The sequence below is a fragment of the Halorubrum xinjiangense genome, assembly GCF_049604745.1.
GTDB classification, from domain to species: domain Archaea; phylum Halobacteriota; class Halobacteria; order Halobacteriales; family Haloferacaceae; genus Halorubrum; species Halorubrum xinjiangense_A.
The window spans coordinates 237,398-255,061 of record NZ_CP187140.1 but is presented as its reverse complement, the minus strand read 5'-3'; the positions used below and the strand labels follow the sequence as shown (position 1 = coordinate 255,061).

Below are 17,664 nucleotides of genomic sequence, written 5' to 3'. Positions count from 1 at the left end.
GTGATCCGGCGCGTATTCCGATCCGGAACTCGATTAATAAGCCGGATCGACGTTCGTTTCGTTCGGACTGCGGCCGGCGCGCGGTGCGTGCCAGCTATCCGCACTGCCGGATCGCGGACATCGCTACCGCCGAGTCCGGACACCACTACCGCCGGTTCGCGGATGCCGCTACCGTCCGAGCGCCGCCGTCACCTCGCGCCGGAGCGCGACCAGGTCGGCGTCCGCCCGCTCGCGGGGGCGGTCGATGTCGACGTCGACGACGGACTCCACCGTGCCGGGCTGGCCGCCGAGGACGACGACGCGGTCCGCGAGGTAGACGGCCTCTTCGACGTCGTGGGTGACGAGGACGACCGTCGTCCCCCGGTCCTCCCACACGTCGAGCAGGTGGTCCTGCTGGTCTGCTTTCGTCAGCCGGTCGAGCGCCGAGAACGGCTCGTCGAGCAGGAGGACCGAGGGGTCGTACGCTAGCCCTCGCGCGAGCGCGACGCGCTGGGCCATCCCGCCGGAGAGCTCGTCCGGATGGCTGTCGGCGAACCCGTCGAGCCCGACCGTCTCGATCAGGTCGTCGACGCGCTCGCGGGCCGCGGGAGAGTCCGGGTCGACGTCTGCCGGAAGCCCGACCGCGACGTTCTCGCGCACGTCCGCCCAGTCGAGCAGCCGCGGCTCCTGGAACACCATCCCGACGGCGTCGCTGCCGCCGTCGCGGACGTCGGTCCCGTCGACCGCGACGCGCCCGCCGAACTCCGCTTCGAGCCCCGAGAGCACGCGCAGCAGCGTCGACTTCCCGCAGCCCGAGGGGCCGACGACGGCGACGAACTCCCCGTCCGCGACCGCGAGGTCGACGCCGTCGAGCGCGACCGTGTCGTCGTACCGCTTCCGGAGGCCGTCCACTGCGAGGACGGGATCCGCGCCTGACGAGGCGGCGGCCTTCGACGACGGGGCGTCCGCGTCAGCGTCCGACGACGCGCCCTTGACGTCAGCGTCCGACGACACGGTCTCTCACCTCCTTCACCGCGACGTCCGAGCAGTTGCCGAGGAAGGCGAAAAGCAGGATCGAGCCCACGATGATGTCGGGCCGCGCGAGGGTCCGCCCGTCGCTGAGCAGGAACCCGATCCCCTGACTCGCCGCGATCAGCTCGGCGGCGACGACGAACATCCACGCCAGTCCGACGCCGCCGCGGATCCCGACGAGGAGGTCGGGAAGCGCGGCCGGGAACACGACCCGCCGCAGCGACTCGACGCGCCCGAGGTCGTACACCTCGGCGACCTCCAACAGCTCCTCGTCGACCGCCGCGATCCCCGTCGAGAGGTTGAGGTACACCGGGAAGAACGCGCCCACGGCGATGAGCAGCACCTTCGCGGTCTCGCCGATGCCGAACCAGAGGAGGAACAGCGGCACCCACGCCAGCGACGGGATGTTCTTCAGGCTCTGGAGCAGGGGGTCGAGGAGGTCGCTCGCCGTCCGCGAGAGCCCGGTCGCGGTCCCGAACAGGATGCCGACGACGATCCCGAGGCCGGCGCCCAGCACCACGCGCTGGAGCGTGATCGCGACGTGGCCCCACAGCTCGCCGGAGGCGGCCATCCCGTAGAGCGTCTCCGCCACCCGCAGCGGCGCCGGGAGCTGGTGGGCCGCGAAGACGCCGGTCGCGACGAAGAGGTGCCAGACGACGACGAGCGCGGCGGGGACGAGCAGCCCGAGCAGGGGGCGGAACCGACTCGCTGCGGGGAGGGGAACCGGGCCGAGGCTGTGAGACTCGGTGCCGCCGGTCGACCCGCCAGCCGTGGACCCGCGGCCGGAGTCGGACTCACGGGAGACGTCCGACTCCCGGCGGGTGTCGGCGGCCATCTCAGACGACCTCGCTCGCGAACTCCGAGTCGATCAGCTCGTCGACGTTGCCGGCGGGGTCGGCGTCGTCCGTCACGAGCCCCTCGCGTTCGAGAATCGGCGAGAGGTCGGAGAGGAGTTCTCGGTGCGGCTCGCCCGGGATCGGCTCGGAGAGGTCGTTCCGCTGGGTGAACACGCGCTCCGCGACCGGCGCCGACATCTCGGAGGCGTCCGCGAGGATCCCCGCAGTCTCCTCGGGGTTCTCGATGGCCCAGTCGCGGCCGCGCTCGTAGGCCTCGAGCACGCGCCGGGCGTCCTCGGGGTGGTCCGCGAGGAACCCGTCGAGGAAGTTCAGGAAGCCGTAGGTGTTGTACCGCGGCTCGCGGAAGAACAGCTCCGCGCCGTCGTGTTCGAGCTCCAGCTCCGCCATGTGAGGGTCGAGGCCGGCCCACGCGTCGACGTCCCCGCGGACCAAGGCGGACTGCCCCTCCGGGTGCTGGAGGTTGACGACCTCGACGTCCTCCTCGCTCAGTCCGGCGTCGTCGAGCGCCTGGAGCAGGAAGAAGTACGGGTCGGTCCCGCGGGTCGCGGCGACGCGGCTCCCCTCGAGATCTTCCACCGACTCGATCCCGGTTTCTTGGAAGGTGACGAGCGCGGTCCACTCCGGCTCCGAGTAGATGTACGGCGTCGTGATCGGCACGCCGTTCGTGCGGGCCATCAGCGCCGCGATGCCGGCGGTCGAGGAGACGTCGGCCTCGCCGCTCTGCGCGTACTCGTTCGCCTGGTTGCTCCCGAGGCTCAACACCCACTCGACGTCGGTGCCGGTGTCCGCGAACGCCTCCTCGACCCAGCCCTTCTCGCGCAACACGAGGCTGACCGGGTTGTAGTACGCGTAATCGACCGTCACCGACTCCAGTTCGCCCCCGCTGCCGCCGCCCCCGACGCAGCCGGCGACGAGCGAGCCGCCGATCGCCGCGCCGGTACCGCGCAGGAATTGTCTTCGCTCCATCGTGACTCCTGCTACCGGTGCCACCCATAAGGGGATATGGCTATGGAGAATATTCAGCTCCGGCTATGATGTTCTGTAGTTATTTAATTTCATCAATGCGTACAGTTCACACGGGCATCGACCGACGCTTCACGGCTCCTGACGGCCCATCGGGCGTTTCCGACCCGGTCTCACGCACCGGCGAAGCAGTTCGGCTCACGTTCCGGGTACCGGATCATGCTGCTGGTTGTTCGCGCCGTCGGCGCCGTCGGCCGCGAGAAACCACCGACCGCGCCGACCGGGCGGTCCGTCGCCGCGGCTACATTCCCATGTCGGCCGCGGCGTCCGGCACCGGGAGGTCGGGGACGTCGACGCCGAGCAGTTCGGCGGCGTGGTCGAGCGCCATCTCGAACCCGTAGTAGCGCTCCAGCTCGTCGCCGTCGGGACCGGACCGGACCTTCAGCATGGCGTACCCCTCGGCGTTCTGCGCGACGGTCGCCTCGCGGCCGTCCCGCGAGAAGGTGAGCAGTCGTTCGCCGTCCGTCTCCTCGTAGCGGGCCGCGACGCCGTTTGCCGTCGCGGTCTCCGTGTCGGTCATACGCGTTGTAGGGGCCGATCCCTGTCGAACCTGTCGGTCGCCGAGGGCGCGGTGTCTAACTGCGGTCGGCGTCCCGCTACCGCGGATCCCACCCGTGGAACTCCGTCCCCGACTCCAGTTCGAGGTCGAACGCGTCGATCATCCCGCCGAGCGCGTCGTACCCCCGCGCGGCCGCGGCGATGCCGACGACCGTCTCGTCGTCGTACAGCGCCGCTATTTCGTCGTGCGCGACCGCGTCGACCTCGCCGCGGACGACCGCGAGCGCGTACTCGACCAGGGTCGTCTCCTCGTCGCCGAAGGACGCGAGGTCGCCGCGCCCGAGCGCCGCGATCTCGTCGTCGTCGATCCCGACGCCGCGGGCGATGTTGACGTGCTGGTGCCACTCGTAGCGGTTCCCGATCTCGCTCGTGACTGCCAGGATGACGAGCTCGCGCTCCCGGTCGGTGAGGCCGCTGTCGGTCCACAGCGACCCGAGGAACGACCGGAGCCCCGCCAACACCTCGGGGTTGTTGCCGATCGACTGGTACACGTGGAGCGGTTTGCCTTGGAGCGACGACACCAGGAGATCCTCGTACTCGTCCGGCACGTCCGCCGCCTCGGCGTAGGGAACGCGGGCCATGGCTGGCGGTCGCGCCCGCGGGGGATAGGTGTACGCGACTCGGTATCGTTCGCCGTGATCGGTATCGGACCGACCGGTCGGGCAGGGGCCGAGAAGCCGTCGGCGCGGACGCGGCGATCCACGAGCGGCCGGCGACGATCCGCGATGGCAACCTTAAGGGACGCCACGCACCAACTGCGGGCAATGAGTACCGAGGTGACCCGTCGGCGGGCGTGGGTGATCGCCGCGCGTCCCCAGACGCTTCCGGCCGCGGCCGCGCCGGTGGTCGTCGGCGTCGGGCTGGCGCTCGCCGACGGGGTGTTCGCCCCGCTGCCCGCGCTGGCCGCGCTCGTCGGCGCGGCGCTGATCCAGGTCGGGACGAACTTCGCGAACGACTACTACGACGCGATCCAGGGCGCCGACACCGACGACCGCGAGGGGTTCACCCGCGTCGTCGCCAGCGGCCTCATCGAGCCGGCCGAGGTGAAGCGGGCGATGTGGCTGACGTTCGCGGCCGCGATCCTCGTGGGGACCTACCTCGTCGCCGTCGGCGGCGTCCCGATCCTCGTGATCGGGCTCGCCTCCGTCGCGGCCGGGATCGCCTACACCGGCGGGCCGTACCCCCTCGGCTACCACGGGCTCGGCGACCTCTTCGTGTTCGTTTTCTTCGGCGTCATCGCCGTGACCGGGACCTACTACGTTCAGGCCGCCGCGCTCCTCTCCGGCTGGTTCCCAGTTGGGATCCCGGAGGGAACGGTCGCGCTCGCCGCGGTCGTCGCGAGCCTCCCGATCGCCGCGCTGTCGACGAACATCCTCGTCGTCAACAACCTCCGCGACCGCGAGGAGGATGCCTCGACCGGCAAGCGCACGCTCGCCGTCCGGTTCGGCTACCGATTTGCCCGCGGCGAGTACCTCGCGATGCTCGCCGTCGCCTACCTCGCCCCGCTGTGGTTCGTCGCGCGCGGCGAGGGGCTCGCGACGCTGCTCCCGCTCGTCACCCTCCCGCTGGCGGCGGCCGTCGCGCGGACGGTGCTGACCGAGACGTCCGGCGAGGCGCTCAACCCCGCGCTCGAATCGACCGGCAAACTGCTCGCGGCGTACGCCGTCGCGTTCGCCGTCGGCCTCGCGGTGTGACCGCCGACGATCCCCGCGACGAGGAGGCGGTTCACACGATGCGACACCGTCCCTTCGCGCTCGACCTGACCCGCCCGCTCGGCACCGCCCACGGCGCGATCCGCCGTCGAGAGGGGTTCCTGATCGCGGTCGAACGCGGGAGCGACGGATCCGGCGCGGTCGGCCTCGGCGAGGCGACCCCGCTTCCGGGGTGGACGGAGTCGCGCGAGGCCTGTGCGGCGGCGCTCGACGGTCTCGACGACCGGGCTGGAGCCGGAGCAGCGCTGGAAGCGCTCGACGCGGCGTCGACGCCGGCCGCGCGACACGGCGTCTCCCTCGCGCTCGCCGACGCCGCGGCCCGCGACGCCGATGAGCGACTCGCGGATCGGCTCGCAAGTGAGGCCGGCATCGGCGCGACGCCCACGGACGCTGTCCCGGTCAACGCGACCGTCGGCGACGGGACGCCCGACGAGACCGCCGCCGAGGCGAGGCGGGCGGTTGAGGCGGGATTCGACTGCCTCAAGCTGAAGGTCGGCGCCCGCGACGTCGACACCGACGTTGAGCGCGTCCGCGCGGTCCGCGAGACGGTGGGCGACCGGGTCGCGCTTCGCGCCGACGCGAACGGCGCGTGGGACCGCGAAACGGCGCGCCGCGCGCTCGACGCCCTGGCTGACTTCGACCTCGCGTACGCGGAACAGCCGCTCCCAGCCGCCGACCTCGACGGGCTGGCGGCGCTTCGCGGGGGCGATCGCCTCAGCCGAGCGAACGGCCGAGTCCCGATCGCGGCCGACGAATCGGTCGCAGCCCGGGGGATCGACGCGGTGCTGGACGCGGGCGCCGCCGACGCGGTCGTTCTCAAGCCGATGGCGCTCGGCGGACCCGACCGCGCACTCGCGGCCGCGCTGCGGGCGCGGTCGGCCGGCGTCGACCCGGTCGTCACCACCACGATCGACGCGGTCGTCGCGCGGACGGCCGCCGTCCACGTCGCGGCCGCGATTCCCGACGTCTCCCCGTGCGGGCTCGCGACCGGGGCGCTGCTCGACGAGGACCTGGCGGCCGACCCCTGTCCGATCGATGACGGACGGATCGCGGTCCCGACCGGTCCGGGCCTCGCTGGCGACGCGTTCGACGACCTGCGGCGGTGGTAGCGGGCGCGACTCGGGCTGGGTTCAGGCGCGGCTCTGGCGCAACTCGGGCGCAGTTCGGCGAGCGCGGACGCGGCTCGCCACAGGGGGACGGACTTTTCACCGCGACCGGCGAACGGAGGCGTATGAGCGAGTGGACCGACGCCATCGTCGGCGAGCGGATGACCGTCGACAACCAGTTCAACGAGCGCGTCGCAGCGTCGCGCTTCTCCAGCCAGGAGTGGGGACTGATCATGACGGCCACGGAGTTCGAGATCGAGAACGCCGACGACCCCGAGGCGGCGCGCGTCGTCGCGGACACGTCGAGCCTCCCCGCGATCATGCCCGAACTGGAGAACCTCCGGTCGCAGATGGCGGGGATGGGCGGCGCCCCCGGCGGCGACCCCGGCGGGTCTGACGGCGGCGTCGTCGACTCGATCAAGGACGCGCTCGGGCTCGGCGGCGGCTCGGACGGGCCTTCGGACGAGGAACTCGAGGCCGCCGAGCGGCTGACTCAGGAGTACGCCGACGAGCTACAGGCGCACTTAGAGGAGGTCGGCAAGTGGGAGCAGGTCCGCGTCGCGTACCAAGAATAGGTTCGGCTCGCGGCGGCAGCGACAGCGATCGAACGCCCGCCCGACGTCACTCCACGTCGCTGCCGCGGAACAGCGTGAGCTCCTCCGCCTCGTAGATGCTGATGAGTTCATTGACGATCTCGTCGTACTCCTCGTCGTCGACCCGGAGCGCGTCCAACCGCTCGACCGTCTTCTCGTCGAGGTGTATCTGGGGCATGTGCGGCGGTTCGTCGTCCGGGGAATAAAAAATGTCGGCGAGCGTGAGGGGTCGAGAACGCGGGCGAGCGTGGAGCCAGCGGGAAGGCGTGGAGCGGAGTTTCGGTTCAGTCGCGGTACTGTGACTCGGCGTTCGACCCCATATTCGGCTCCGGGAGTTCGTCTGCTTCGATCGCCCGTCGGGTGGACGCTTCGATTCCCTCGGCGGTCAGATCGTCGTTCTGGAGATAGATACCGCCCAACAGGCGGAGGATTGGTCCTTTTTTGTCGTGTAAGTGGAGTATGCCCGAAACGTCCGTCTGTCCGACGTCGCGCTCCGTTCCGGCTAGGAACGGCGTCGAATCGAGGAACTCGGTGACCACCCGGTAATCCCTCCCGAGCAGCGCTTCGGTCGAGAGGAACGACCGGAACTGGACCTGGTACGAGTCCGTCGCAGTGGGGCGACACGAGTACACCTGCGTCGGAAGTCCCCTGTCGGTGGCAACGACGGTTCCGGGGTCACCGGCGAACCGGGCAGGGAGATCTGTCGAGTCGAACGTCAGCCGTACCGCGACGACGACCGGGCATCCCGCAGCGAGCAGTCCGACGAACAACCGAATCCGGTCCGGATCGAGGGCGTTTTCGAATACTGCTCCGCTCAGACCGCCACGGCCGACCGCGTCGACCGCGGTCGTGAGGTCGGTTGTCCCCTCGAACACGGTCACCGCCGGGGCGTTCGGATCCGGTTCGACGTTTCCGTCCGAAACGTCGACCGTGCCGTCAGTGGCCTCAACGGCGCCGTTCCGCGCCGGAAGTCCGCAGAAAACGATATCCAGCGACTGGTCGGACAGGGCCTCGGCGACGGTGTCACGGCTCGGGGAAGCGACAACGGACCAAGACCCGATTCCGTCGGGAACGTCGGGCGTAGTCAGCGATTCGCGAAGTCGCCCTGCGCGCTCGCTGCTGTCGAGCAAGAAGGCCACGCTCACGTCACCGCGGCCAGAAATATCGCGTTGAAACCGGTTCTCGTATGCCGTGGGCGTCAGGACTGACGTTCCCGCCGGCACGGGATCGGCTTCCGGATTCGGAGCCGGATCCGCAACGGCATCGGTCCAGCCCGGCGTCGCCAACCCGAGCGGGGCGTCCGGCCGTGCCGAGTCGGAAGTTTCGCGGACGCGAACGGGTGCGAGGACGCGTGCGAGATGAGGGAGCAGCTCGGCGGCCGCGGGTGTGGGACGGAGGACCGCTTCCGTCGGCCACGCGGGAGCGTACGGCGCGACCATCTCCGGATCGACTTCCAGGTACTCCATCAGCCGTTCGCTCATCGACAGGTCCGCGAGGTTCGGCGGATAAAACGGGAGATCCGGTCCGACCGCCTCGTACTCGTACCGATTCGAGGGCGTGTACCCCTCGATCCGCGCGAGCGTGTCGAGGAAAAACCAAGTTCGAAGGAGTTCCTCGACGCGCGATTCGAGCGCGCGACTGTCGGTGGGGAGGCGTTCCTCGTATCCGTTGTCGAACCGGATCGCCGGTGCGTCGCCTGTCCGTACCCGCGCACCGAGGTAGTACGACAGCGTCGAGAGCCGGTACACGTCGGCGTACGTCGGCCTGACCGTCACTTCGATACCGGTGTCCGGCGCGGCGAGCGGACTCGGGATATCGAGGGCGTCACCGCGTACGATCCGCGGCGGATACCCGCGGAGGGTCGGCCACGAGCGCTCCGGCGAGAACTCCCTGATCGACGAGCCGAGTACCGACACCGCCTCCGCGAGAGCGGCCGGATCGTCGGGGACCGTGATTGTCGCTTCGGGACGCGTGTGAAGCGAGCGAGCGCCGACCGTTACCGTACGCGGGCGGTCGAAGGCGAGTTCGACTGGCCCCGGATCGCGCGTTCCGTTCACGGTGATTTCGACGTCCGGTACTCGGAGGTACACCTTCGTTACCCCGTTGACCTCGATACAGTAGTCGCGGCGGGAGAATTCAGTCGATTCGTCCGCCGAAGCGATGAAGTCGCCGTCGTCGTCGCGGATGTTCACAACCGAGTACTCCGCGACCGAGATCGACGCCGCCTCGAAGCTGACCGCTCGGTCCACCGGAAGGGGAAAAAGCTCCAGTAACGCCGACGAGAGCGCCGGCTCTCGGTCGAGGCGGAACCGCATCCGCTCGCCCTCGATCACGTCGTGGACGGCGAGCGTCGTCCCGTCGACCTCGAATTCGATGCGCTCGCCCGATGACCCGTCGTTCACTGGATCTTTCTGATTCGCCAACACGTATGAGGATGTCGGTGAGCGCCCCGATTCGGGAGTGTGGCACGTGTGAGTCGGTTTATCGTGGCATGACCGCGAACCTTGACAACAAGATTATCACTGTCCGGGCGGGACGAAACTCCATGAACGGCGCCGAGTCCAGGTCGATCGAGCGGGCCCTCCGCGCGGCGTTTCCGGACCGGACCGTGGACCGGGTGACGGGCGTCGGTCCCTCCTGGAACGGCGCCAACGAGACGGTCGGCGTCGTCTTCGCCGACGGGGAGCGAGCGTTCCTCAAGGTCGCCCTCGCGGACGAAAGCGACCGGCTTGCCCGGGAGCGCGCCGTCCTCGGGTACGTGGAGGAACACGGCCCGCTTCCGGTCCCCGAGGTGGTGGCGGCCGACCCCGATGGCGACCCGGCGTACCTCGCGACGGCGCCGGCCCCCGGCCGCGGGCTGTTGGAGGTGTACGAGGCCGCGAGCGACCGGGAACGCGAGCGGTTGCTCCGCCGCGTCGGCGCCGCGCTCGCCGCGCTCCACGCCGACCGGTTCGCGAGCCACGGTGAGATCGTCGGCACCGGGGCGGAGCGGGGGACTGCCGCGGACGAGAGAGCGACGGACGAGCGAACGGCGGACTGCGGACCGACCGAGCCGGCCGGGTCACCCCGGTCCGCCGGACTCGCGATCGAGTTCGCGTCGTGGACCGACGTCCTGCTCGCGACTATCGAGCGGACGCGAGAGATCGGCACCTCCGAGCGGCTCGCGGACCACTACGACGCCGTCGTCGACTGCGTCCGCGCGAACCGGGACCTGCTCGACGGCGCGCCGGCGGCGCTGGTCCACGGCGACATTACGAAGCCCAACCTCTTCGTCGACGGCAACGCCGTGGCGGCGATCGACTGGGAGCTGTCACACGTCGGCGACCCGGCGCGCGACCTCGTCCGCGCGGAGGACCAGCTGCTAAACGGGTTCGACTCGACCGGCCCGGACCGGTTCGCCGCCGCGCTCCGCGATGGGTACCGCGAGCGCGCCGGCGGGCTCCCGAAGGGGTTCGAGCGACGCCGGCCGATCTACGAGGTCGTCCGGATGCTCGGTCGCTCGGGATTCATCGACCAGTGGGTACCGTACCTCGACGAGCCGCTCGACGACTTGGTCGAGCGCGCGGACGCGGAGCTTCGGGCGCGGCTCGACACGGTCTGAAGGCGGCGACGAACCGGAGACCGGGCCCTCCTCAGCGGTTCCACGCCGCGTCGTCGGGGTCGATCTGCCGGTCGCCGGGTTCGAGCGCGTCGATTGTATCGAGGTCGTCGTCGGGCAGGTCGACGTCGACCGCGCGCAGGTTCTCCCGCACGTGGTCGCCGCGCGCCTTCGGGATCGGCACGATTCCGCGGTCGAGCGCCCACGCGAGCGCGACGACCGCGGGCGAGAGATCGTTCCGCTCGGCGATTTCGAGGATCGCCGGATCGTCGAGCATCTCGCCGCGACCGAGCGGGGAGTAGCCGACGAGGCGATGGTCGAACTCGTCGGCGAGGGCGCGCAGCTCCGGCTGCTGGAACCGCGGGTGACACTCGACCTGATGGGCCGCGATCGGCGCGTCGAGGATCTCGCGGGCCTCGCGCAGCAGGTCGGGGGTGAAGTTCGAGACGCCGACGTGGTCGGTCAGGCCCGCGTCGCGGAGGTCGTCGAATGCGGGCAGCGTCGCTTCCGCGTCGTACGCCCGGATCGGCCAGTGGACGTACAGGAGGTCGACGCGGTCGAGGCCGAGCCGGTCGAGGCTCTCGTGCGCCGTCTCGCGCACGTCGTCGGGCGCGAGGTTCTCGGGGTGGACCTTCGTGGCGACGACCACGTCGTCGCGGTCGACGTCGCTCTCGGCGATCCCCTCGCCGACTGCGGCCTCGTTGTCGTACATCTGCGCGGTGTCGACGTGGCGGTAGCCGGCCTCCAGCGCCGCGACGACGGTGTCGGTACAGGTCTCGGGGTCGTCGAGCCCGGACGTTCCGAGCCCGATCGACAGGTCGAGCGGTGGCACGCGAACCCGTTCCGCCCGCGGGGTGAAAAAGGCGCGCGAGCCGGCACGCCGCGGGCCGAGGGGCCGTGGGTTCCCTTGCGTCCCGCACCCTTAATCCGTCGCGCCCGTAGGGTGGGCCGATGGCGACCGGTCTCGCGCTCCCCTCAACCCCGGAGCCGCTCCCGCTGGGCGCGCTCTCCGACCCGATCCTCGTCGACCCCGGGCCGCGGCTGCTCCGCGCGGTCGTCGAGGCGTACCGCGAGGCCGCCCCGGCGCTCGTCGAGCCGAGCGTCGCGGACCTAGCTACCGAGGCGGACGAGACTGGCGGTGGCGACCACGCACCGCCCGATCTCCCGACGCTAAACGTGTTCGCCGGCGAGGCCGCGATCGACGCCGCGACCGCCGGGTTCCGGTCGGCGAGCCGGCTCGCGGCGCTGCTCGACGCCGATGCGGTCGACCTCCGCGTCCTCGGCGCGCCGCAGCCGAATCCGGTGCTGGCGGGAACGGAGACTGGATTCGCGCTGATCGGAAACGAGCGCGACGGTCCGGGCGGGGGGACGACCGAGAAGGCGACCGGAGAGGCGAGCCGGTGGCACCGGGTCGGCGACGACGCCTCGCTCCGCGAGCGGTACGCCTCGGCGTTCGCGGCGGCCGAGCCGTACCGCCTCCGAACGCCGAGCCGGCGGCGCGTGTACGAGGGGTTCGCGGCGCGGTGCGACGAGTCGGTCGCGGCCGCGGTGCTTCGCGCGCTCGACGTGGTGATGGCGGCGAACGAGGGTCCCGACCCCGAGGAGACCCGCGTCCGCGCCTACGCGGTCGGCGCCCGCGAGGGGGTCCTCGACCGCACCCTCCGGCGGGCCTGCGAGGACGCAGGGCTCGGGAGCCCCTCGACGTTCACACGGATAAAGCGGCTCCTTCGCGAGGCTGACCTGATCGAGACCGTGTCGGAGCCGCAGCCGGTCGGTCGGCCGCGCGAGCGGCTCGCGGCGCGGGGCGCGCTCGCGGAAGCCGAGACGCCCGACGAGACGGTCGCGGCGGTTCGCGGCGTAACGGAGTGAGAAGAGTTCGGACGCCCGTCTCCGGGCGTCATGCCGGCCGGGTTAGTCGTCTTTCGTCTTGATGTCCGCCGAGAGCCCCTGTGCCATCTCGATCTCCTTCGAGTTGTTCAGGGTCCACGCGGTGCGGTCGGTGACGGCCTCGATCGCCTCCCGGGCGGAGGGGTAGCCGTTGCCGGACTTCTTCACGCCGCCGAAGGGGAGCTGGACCTCGGCGCCGATGCACGGGAGGTTCCCGTACGCCAGCCCCAGCTCGGCGTGGTCGCGGTAGTAGTTGATCTGCCGGTAGTTCTCGGAGATGATCGCGCCAGCCAGCCCGTATTCGGTGTCGTTCTGGATCTCGACGGCCTCCTCGATGTCGCCGTCGTACTCCATGAGCGCGACGTGGGGGCCGAACACCTCCTCCTGCGTACACGTCAGGTCGGCGTGGGGGTCGGCCTCGTAGACGAACGGCCCGACCCAGTAGCCGTCCTCGTGGCCGTCCGGGATCTCCCCGTCGTCGAGCTCGGTCCGGTCGACGAGCACGTTCACGCCCTCCTCGCGGGCCGCCTCGTTGTTCCGGGTGACCTTCTCTCGGTGGTCCTCCTCGATGAGCGGCCCCATGAAGGTGTCCTCGTCGAGGGGGTCGCCGACCGCGACCGACTCCGCGACCTCGACGAATCGCTCTTTGAACTCGTCGTACACGTCCGTGTGGACGATCAGGCGCTCGGAGGAGACGCAGCGCTGGCCGGTCGTCTTGAACGAGGACATGACGGCCGAGTGGACCGCCGTGTCGAGGTCCGCCTCCTCGGTGACGACGATGGCGTTCTTCCCGCCCATCTCACAGGCCGCGCGCTTGCCGGCGACGCCGCCGAGCTTGTCCTGGATGTGGTGACCGACCTCGGCCGAACCGGTGAAGATGACCGTCTCGACGTCGTCGTTCTCGACGATTGCGTTGCCCGCGTCGCCGAACCCCTGAACCATGTTGAACACGCCGTCGGGAATGCCCGCGTCGTCGAACATCTCCGCGATGATCTGCGCGCACCACGGCGTCTGCTCGGCCGGCTTGAACACGACGGTGTTCCCCTCCACCAGCGCGATGGCCATGTGCCAGTAGGGGATCGCGACCGGGAAGTTCCACGGCGTGATGCAGCCGGTGACGCCGCGCGGCTTCCGACGCATGTACGCGTCCTTCGAGGGGATCTCCGAAGGGACGATGTCGCCTTTCGGGTGTCGGGCGTCGCCCGCGGCCCACTCGACCATGTGCGCGGCCTCGACCACGTCCGCTTTCCCCTCGCTGATCTCTTTGCCGCACTCCTTGGTGACGATCTCGCCGAGCTCGTCGGTTCGGTCGCGGAGCTCGTGGTACACGTCCCAGAGGTACTCCGCGCGCTGGATACGCGAGAGCTCTCGCCACTCCTCGAACGCCGCGTCCGCGGCGTCGACCGCGCGGTCGACGTCCTCGGGGGTCCCCTGACGGAACTCCCCGAGCGTCTCTCCGGTCGCGGGGTTCTCGCTCTCGAAGGTCTCGGACCCGTCGCCGTCGACCCACTCGCCGTCGATGTAGTGCTGGTAGGGCTGCGCCATGGTCGAGGCTTCCGGTCGGCACGTCCAAATAACCCACCCTACCATGGTCGGCAGGGTCTTGGTGGTTCGCTACCAAGGAAAGGCGAACAATGGCTACAACCGACGCGGAAGGGGCAGGGGAGTGGGCCGGAACCAGGCTCACGCTCGACCTGTGGCATCCGAACTGCTGGGCGATCGAGGCGACGGGCAGAACCGACGGCGGCGTGTTAGCACACGCCATATACAACTCGCCGAGGGCCGAGAGCGAGGCGCCGAACACGGTGAACGGCTTGTTCACGGCGTTCGGAGACACGAACGAGGAGGTCGAGGCGCTGCTCGACGCGATCCGCGAGTCCGACCGCGCGGGGAACCTGCTCGAACTACAGGAACGGTTCGGGCGCGCCCGGGACGCCCCGGGAAACGTCGTTCGCGAGTTCTTCTTGGAGTACGACCCGGGCGACATGGTGTGTCCGACGCTTTTGGAACACGGCTTCGTCCACAGCGCGCCGGTCCGGATCGAGGACGGACGCGAGGAGTGGCAGGTGTGTTTCGTCGGCGAGCGGACGGAGATCCGGGAGTCGCTCGACGCGGTACAGGCGGACGCCGGCGCGGAGGTGACGGTGGAGTCGATGTCGTCGTCGGGCCACGCGGGGCGGACCCCCCGCGAGCAGCGGCTCGACACCCTGACCACGACCCAGCGGAAGGTGTACGAACACGCCCGCGAGGCGGGCTACTACGAGTGGCCCCGAGAGGCGTCGACGCGCGAGCTCGCCGACGACATGGACGTCTCGAAGACGACGCTGCTCGAACACCTTCGGAAGGCGGAGTCGAAGCTGCTGGACCCGTGATCGGCGGTACCGACAGCGGAGCGAGCGTTACACAGCGTCGGTTGCGATACGATATTTAAATACCCACGAGCGGTGACAACGATTGCTTATAAATAGCGGCGGTGGCGCGTGCCGGTGAGCGCCGCACCGCGGCGCGAACCGCACGCGCGAGGGAGTCGGGCGCGACGAGGGCGACCGAAGGGAGCCCGAAGAACGCGCCCGACGAGGCTGGGGAGGCGTGAGGCTGCGGGTCTGTGCGGTCGGGTGGGACTCAAAGGGGCAGCCGCGAGGCGGGCGCAGGCGACGTAAGCACCGCAGGAACGAACGGAGTGAGTGACGAGGAGCACAGCGAGCGTGCGCCCGCCTCGCGGCTGGGGCTTTGGAGGTACTCTCCGCCGATCTGCTGGGAGCTATTTATAAATAAGCCGTTGAGGCTTTGGAGGCTCCCTCCGCTGATCTACTGTCAGTTATTTATAAGCGAGCGGCTGGGGCTTTGGAGGTGTCCGTCGTCGATCCGTCGATCACTTATAAACAGCTGACCGCAACGCCACACTCCGATTAACAAATCGCAACGCCCGCTCGCCGGTCCCTGACCCAGTTCGTTCAGTTCCCGACGATCGCGCGCAGCGCGAACAGCGCGTTCGACTTGCGCTCCCGGATCCGCCGGTAGAAGTAGGAGAACCACTTGGAGCCGTACGGAATGTACTGGTACACTTTCACGTCGTCTTCGGCCGCGAGTTCGAACTGCGCCGACTCCCGGACGCCGGTCAGCATCTGGACCTCGTAGGAGGTCCCGTGTTCGGCGTACAGCTCCTTTGCGTACTCGATCATCGCGGGGTCGTGGCTCCCGACGGCGACGCCGTCGTCGAACGCCTCGAACATGTACGCGAGGCAGTCGCGGTACGACTCGTCGACGCGCGCCTTCTTTTTATACGATATCTCGGCCGGCTCATCGTACGCGCCCTTGACGAGTCGGACCTTCCCCGGGAGGTCGGCGAGCCGTTCGAGATCATCGCGGGTCCGCTTCAGGTTCGCCTGCACGCAGACGCCGACGTTGCCGTCCGTCTCGACCGCGTGCCGCTCGAACGCGTCGAGCGTCACGTCGGTGGTCTCGTGGTCCTCCATGTCGATCCAGACGAAGGTGCCCGTCCCGTCCGCCCCGGTCGCCGCCGGCGCGTTGGCCGCCTCGACGATGCGCGCGAGGTTCTCTTCGAAGACGTCGTCCCCGATGTCGAGGCCGATCTGACTCGACTTGACGGAGACGCAGGCGTCGACGTCGCGCTCCGCGATCGCCTCGACGAGGTCGACGTACGCGTCGGCGTCGGCGTCGGCCGGAGGCCGCTCCTCGTAGTGTTCGCCGAGCAGGTTCAGAATGCCGGCCACGCCGCGGTCGTTGAGCCCCTCGACGTGAGCGAGCGCCGCCTCCGGCGTCTCTCCGGCGACAAAGTTGCTCGCGATGGGCGGAATCATGCGATCACTGCGGATCCGGAGCGGTATATAATGGCACCCGACCAATCGTTCCAAATATATATTTTTGTATAAAACGTATTCAGTGCCACTACCCACCGATTCACCGATCTGTCCCGCGCTCCCCGACCATGGACGGGCCGGGGTTAAGGTAGCCGAATGTGCTCGGGACTACCGGAAACATATGTCACGGGATACCACGGACATGACGGACCGGCGGACGCTGCTGAAACTGACCGGCGGTGCGGGACTCGTCGGACTGTCGGGCTGTCTCAGCACGACCGATGACGGCGGCGATGGAAGCGACGGCGACGACGGCGGCGACGGGAGCGACGGCGGTGACGGCGACGACGGCAGCGACGGAAGCGACGGCGGAGACTCGACCGACGCCTACGAGATCGGGATGGTCGACTCCCAGACCGGGTCGCTGTCGGCGTTCGGCGAGCGGAACCAGCGCGGCGTCAACCTCGCCCTCTCGATGGTCAACGAGGTCGGCATCAACGGACGAGACCTCGACATCGTCGTCGAGGACTCCGAAAGCGAGAACCAGGGCGGGATCGCTGCCGCCCAGAAGCTCGTCAATCAGGACGGCGTGCCGTTCCTCATCGGCGCGGTCGGCTCCGGCGTCTCGCTGGCCATCTACGAGAGCGTCATCGAGGGGACCGACGTCGTTCAGCTGAGCCAGAACTCCACCGGACTCAACCTCACCGAGTTCCCGGGACTGCTTCGGATGTCGCCGTCCGGACGGAGCCAGTCGCTCGCGCTCTCGAACCTCATCAGCGACGACGGCTACGACGAGGTGGCGATCACCTACGTCAACAACGACTACGGCCAGAGCCTCACGGACGCGTTCGTCGACGCGTACGACGGCGAGGTCGTCTACAACACGCCCCACGACCAGGACCAGCAGTCGTACTCCAGCGTCATCTCGGAGATGAACAGTTCCGGCGCCGACGCGTGGCTGTTCATCACCTACCAGGCCGAGTTCGCGACGATGGTCAACGAGGTGTACTCCTCGGGGTACGAGGCGCAGTTCTACGGCGCCGACTCCGTCTCCGGCGACAACGTTCTCGAGAACACCCCCGATGGGAGCATCGAGGGGATGAAGATCGTCGTTCCGTCCGCGCCCGTCGAGGAGGAGAACTACCAGTCGTTCGCGGACGCCTTCGAGTCCGAGTACGACCGGCAGCCGACCTCGTGGGCGGCGTACGCGTACGACTGCGTGATCAACGCCGCGCTCGCGATTCAGGCCGCAGACGAGTTCACCGGCGAGGCGCTCCAAGATACCGTCCGGCGCGTCTCCGGCCCGGAGGGCGAGACGGTGACCTCGTTCGAGGCCGCGAGCCAGATCCTCGCGGACGGCGGCGGCCCGGACGACGTCGACTACCAGGGGGTCAGCGGCCCCATCGACTTCGACGAGAACGGCGACCCGGTCGGCTTCCTTCAGGTCTTGGAGGTCCAGGACCACGCGTACGAAGGCATCGACTTCATCGAAGGCTAA

The 17,664-nt window shown here is 69.4% G+C and carries 17 protein-coding genes; 7 read left to right on the top strand and 10 right to left on the bottom strand.

The genetic code is table 11. From position 1 onward, the window contains the following. Positions 1 to 168: 168 nt before the first annotated feature. From ACOZ35_RS02160 to ACOZ35_RS02140, 5 genes are all read right to left on the bottom strand, one after another. Entirely contained in the window at positions 169 to 993 is an 825-nt protein-coding gene (locus tag ACOZ35_RS02160) for an ABC transporter ATP-binding protein (protein ID WP_424014847.1), read from the bottom strand. Further along, positions 977 to 1,846 carry an ABC transporter permease gene (locus tag ACOZ35_RS02155; RefSeq protein WP_424014846.1) on the bottom strand — a complete coding sequence of 290 codons (870 nt, stop codon included), beginning with the start codon at positions 1,844 to 1,846 and terminating at the stop codon, positions 977 to 979. Before ACOZ35_RS02155 ends, ACOZ35_RS02160 begins: the two co-directional genes overlap by 17 nt. A gap of 1 nt (position 1,847) precedes the next feature. Further along, entirely contained in the window at positions 1,848 to 2,834 is a 987-nt protein-coding gene (locus ACOZ35_RS02150; RefSeq protein WP_424014845.1) for an aliphatic sulfonate ABC transporter substrate-binding protein, read from the bottom strand. 298 nt (positions 2,835 to 3,132) lie between these two features. Further along, positions 3,133 to 3,411 carry a DUF7111 family protein gene (locus tag ACOZ35_RS02145; RefSeq protein WP_424014844.1) on the bottom strand — a complete coding sequence of 93 codons (279 nt, stop codon included), beginning with the start codon at positions 3,409 to 3,411 and terminating at the stop codon, positions 3,133 to 3,135. Positions 3,412 to 3,487: 76 nt separating this feature from the next. Beyond that, the gene (locus ACOZ35_RS02140; RefSeq protein ID WP_424014843.1) at positions 3,488 to 4,030 is read right to left on the bottom strand and encodes a carboxymuconolactone decarboxylase family protein; all 543 of its coding nucleotides are present in this window, start codon (positions 4,028 to 4,030) and stop codon (positions 3,488 to 3,490) included. A 183-nt stretch (positions 4,031 to 4,213) separates the two neighbouring features. On the opposite strand from ACOZ35_RS02140, the gene ACOZ35_RS02135 reads away from it, so the two are divergent. From ACOZ35_RS02135 to ACOZ35_RS02125, 3 genes are all read left to right on the top strand, one after another. Further along, the gene (locus ACOZ35_RS02135) at positions 4,214 to 5,143 is read left to right on the top strand and encodes a 1,4-dihydroxy-2-naphthoate polyprenyltransferase (protein ID WP_424014842.1); all 930 of its coding nucleotides are present in this window, start codon (positions 4,214 to 4,216) and stop codon (positions 5,141 to 5,143) included. Further along, entirely contained in the window at positions 5,140 to 6,270 is a 1,131-nt protein-coding gene (locus ACOZ35_RS02130; protein ID WP_424014841.1) for a mandelate racemase/muconate lactonizing enzyme family protein, read from the top strand. Before ACOZ35_RS02135 ends, ACOZ35_RS02130 begins: the two co-directional genes overlap by 4 nt. A 122-nt stretch (positions 6,271 to 6,392) precedes the next feature. Further along, positions 6,393 to 6,842 carry a DUF5799 family protein gene (locus tag ACOZ35_RS02125; RefSeq protein ID WP_424014840.1) on the top strand — a complete coding sequence of 150 codons (450 nt, stop codon included), beginning with the start codon at positions 6,393 to 6,395 and terminating at the stop codon, positions 6,840 to 6,842. Between the two features lie 46 nt (positions 6,843 to 6,888). Here ACOZ35_RS02125 and ACOZ35_RS02120 read toward each other — a convergent pair whose 3' ends face one another. Both ACOZ35_RS02120 and ACOZ35_RS02115 read right to left on the bottom strand, forming a co-directional pair. Then, positions 6,889 to 7,038 (bottom strand): DUF7557 family protein, encoded by a 150-nt coding sequence (locus ACOZ35_RS02120; protein ID WP_424014839.1) that lies wholly within the window; start codon positions 7,036 to 7,038, stop codon positions 6,889 to 6,891. A gap of 106 nt (positions 7,039 to 7,144) precedes the next feature. Beyond that, on the bottom strand, positions 7,145 to 9,262 hold the full coding sequence (locus ACOZ35_RS02115; protein WP_424014838.1) for a hypothetical protein: 2,118 nt from the start codon (positions 9,260 to 9,262) through the stop codon (positions 7,145 to 7,147). A gap of 143 nt (positions 9,263 to 9,405) precedes the next feature. Between ACOZ35_RS02115 and ACOZ35_RS02110 the strand changes: the two genes are divergently transcribed. Then, the gene (locus ACOZ35_RS02110; protein ID WP_424014837.1) at positions 9,406 to 10,461 is read left to right on the top strand and encodes a phosphotransferase family protein; all 1,056 of its coding nucleotides are present in this window, start codon (positions 9,406 to 9,408) and stop codon (positions 10,459 to 10,461) included. Between the two features lie 31 nt (positions 10,462 to 10,492). Here ACOZ35_RS02110 and ACOZ35_RS02105 read toward each other — a convergent pair whose 3' ends face one another. Further along, the gene (locus tag ACOZ35_RS02105; protein WP_424014836.1) at positions 10,493 to 11,290 is read right to left on the bottom strand and encodes an aldo/keto reductase; all 798 of its coding nucleotides are present in this window, start codon (positions 11,288 to 11,290) and stop codon (positions 10,493 to 10,495) included. A gap of 119 nt (positions 11,291 to 11,409) precedes the next feature. On the opposite strand from ACOZ35_RS02105, the gene ACOZ35_RS02100 reads away from it, so the two are divergent. Further along, positions 11,410 to 12,327, top strand: a complete 918-nt coding sequence (locus tag ACOZ35_RS02100) for a transcriptional regulator TbsP domain-containing protein (RefSeq protein ID WP_424014835.1) — start codon at positions 11,410 to 11,412, stop codon at positions 12,325 to 12,327. 42 nt (positions 12,328 to 12,369) lie between these two features. Here the strand turns inward: ACOZ35_RS02100 and ACOZ35_RS02095 are convergent, their stop codons facing one another. Next, on the bottom strand, positions 12,370 to 13,890 hold the full coding sequence (locus ACOZ35_RS02095; protein WP_424014834.1) for an aldehyde dehydrogenase family protein: 1,521 nt from the start codon (positions 13,888 to 13,890) through the stop codon (positions 12,370 to 12,372). Positions 13,891 to 13,979: 89 nt separating this feature from the next. Here ACOZ35_RS02095 and ACOZ35_RS02090 point away from each other — a divergent pair, with 89 nt between their 5' ends. Beyond that, positions 13,980 to 14,717: a helix-turn-helix domain-containing protein gene (locus tag ACOZ35_RS02090; RefSeq protein ID WP_424014833.1), complete on the top strand. Its 738-nt coding sequence runs from the start codon at positions 13,980 to 13,982 to the stop codon at positions 14,715 to 14,717. A gap of 582 nt (positions 14,718 to 15,299) precedes the next feature. On the opposite strand, the gene ACOZ35_RS02085 is transcribed toward ACOZ35_RS02090, so the two are convergent. Next, a complete protein-coding gene (locus ACOZ35_RS02085) occupies positions 15,300 to 16,166 on the bottom strand; it encodes a proline dehydrogenase family protein (protein WP_424014832.1) in 867 nt (288 codons plus the stop codon). Positions 16,167 to 16,347: 181 nt separating this feature from the next. On the opposite strand from ACOZ35_RS02085, the gene ACOZ35_RS02080 reads away from it, so the two are divergent. Then, positions 16,348 to 17,664, top strand: coding sequence for an ABC transporter substrate-binding protein (locus tag ACOZ35_RS02080; RefSeq protein WP_424014831.1), 1,317 nt, complete (start codon positions 16,348 to 16,350; stop codon positions 17,662 to 17,664).

Bases quoted from the DNA above. Each gene is read 5' to 3' on its own strand.
- ACOZ35_RS02155 (WP_424014846.1), bottom strand. From the start codon at position 1,846: ATGGCCGCCGACACCCGCCGGGAGTCGGACGTCTCCCGTGAGTCCGAC.
- ACOZ35_RS02145 (WP_424014844.1), bottom strand. From the start codon at position 3,411: ATGACCGACACGGAGACCGCGACGGCAAACGGCGTCGCGGCCCGCTAC.
- ACOZ35_RS02120 (WP_424014839.1), bottom strand. From the start codon at position 7,038: ATGCCCCAGATACACCTCGACGAGAAGACGGTCGAGCGGTTGGACGCG.
- ACOZ35_RS02090 (WP_424014833.1), top strand. From the start codon at position 13,980: ATGGCTACAACCGACGCGGAAGGGGCAGGGGAGTGGGCCGGAACCAGG.
- ACOZ35_RS02100 (WP_424014835.1), top strand. From the start codon at position 11,410: ATGGCGACCGGTCTCGCGCTCCCCTCAACCCCGGAGCCGCTCCCGCTG.
- ACOZ35_RS02140 (WP_424014843.1), bottom strand. From the start codon at position 4,030: ATGGCCCGCGTTCCCTACGCCGAGGCGGCGGACGTGCCGGACGAGTAC.
- ACOZ35_RS02110 (WP_424014837.1), top strand. From the start codon at position 9,406: ATGAACGGCGCCGAGTCCAGGTCGATCGAGCGGGCCCTCCGCGCGGCG.
- ACOZ35_RS02085 (WP_424014832.1), bottom strand. From the start codon at position 16,166: ATGATTCCGCCCATCGCGAGCAACTTTGTCGCCGGAGAGACGCCGGAG.
- ACOZ35_RS02135 (WP_424014842.1), top strand. From the start codon at position 4,214: ATGAGTACCGAGGTGACCCGTCGGCGGGCGTGGGTGATCGCCGCGCGT.
- ACOZ35_RS02095 (WP_424014834.1), bottom strand. From the start codon at position 13,890: ATGGCGCAGCCCTACCAGCACTACATCGACGGCGAGTGGGTCGACGGC.
- ACOZ35_RS02150 (WP_424014845.1), bottom strand. From the start codon at position 2,834: ATGGAGCGAAGACAATTCCTGCGCGGTACCGGCGCGGCGATCGGCGGC.
- ACOZ35_RS02080 (WP_424014831.1), top strand. From the start codon at position 16,348: ATGTCACGGGATACCACGGACATGACGGACCGGCGGACGCTGCTGAAA.
- ACOZ35_RS02125 (WP_424014840.1), top strand. From the start codon at position 6,393: ATGAGCGAGTGGACCGACGCCATCGTCGGCGAGCGGATGACCGTCGAC.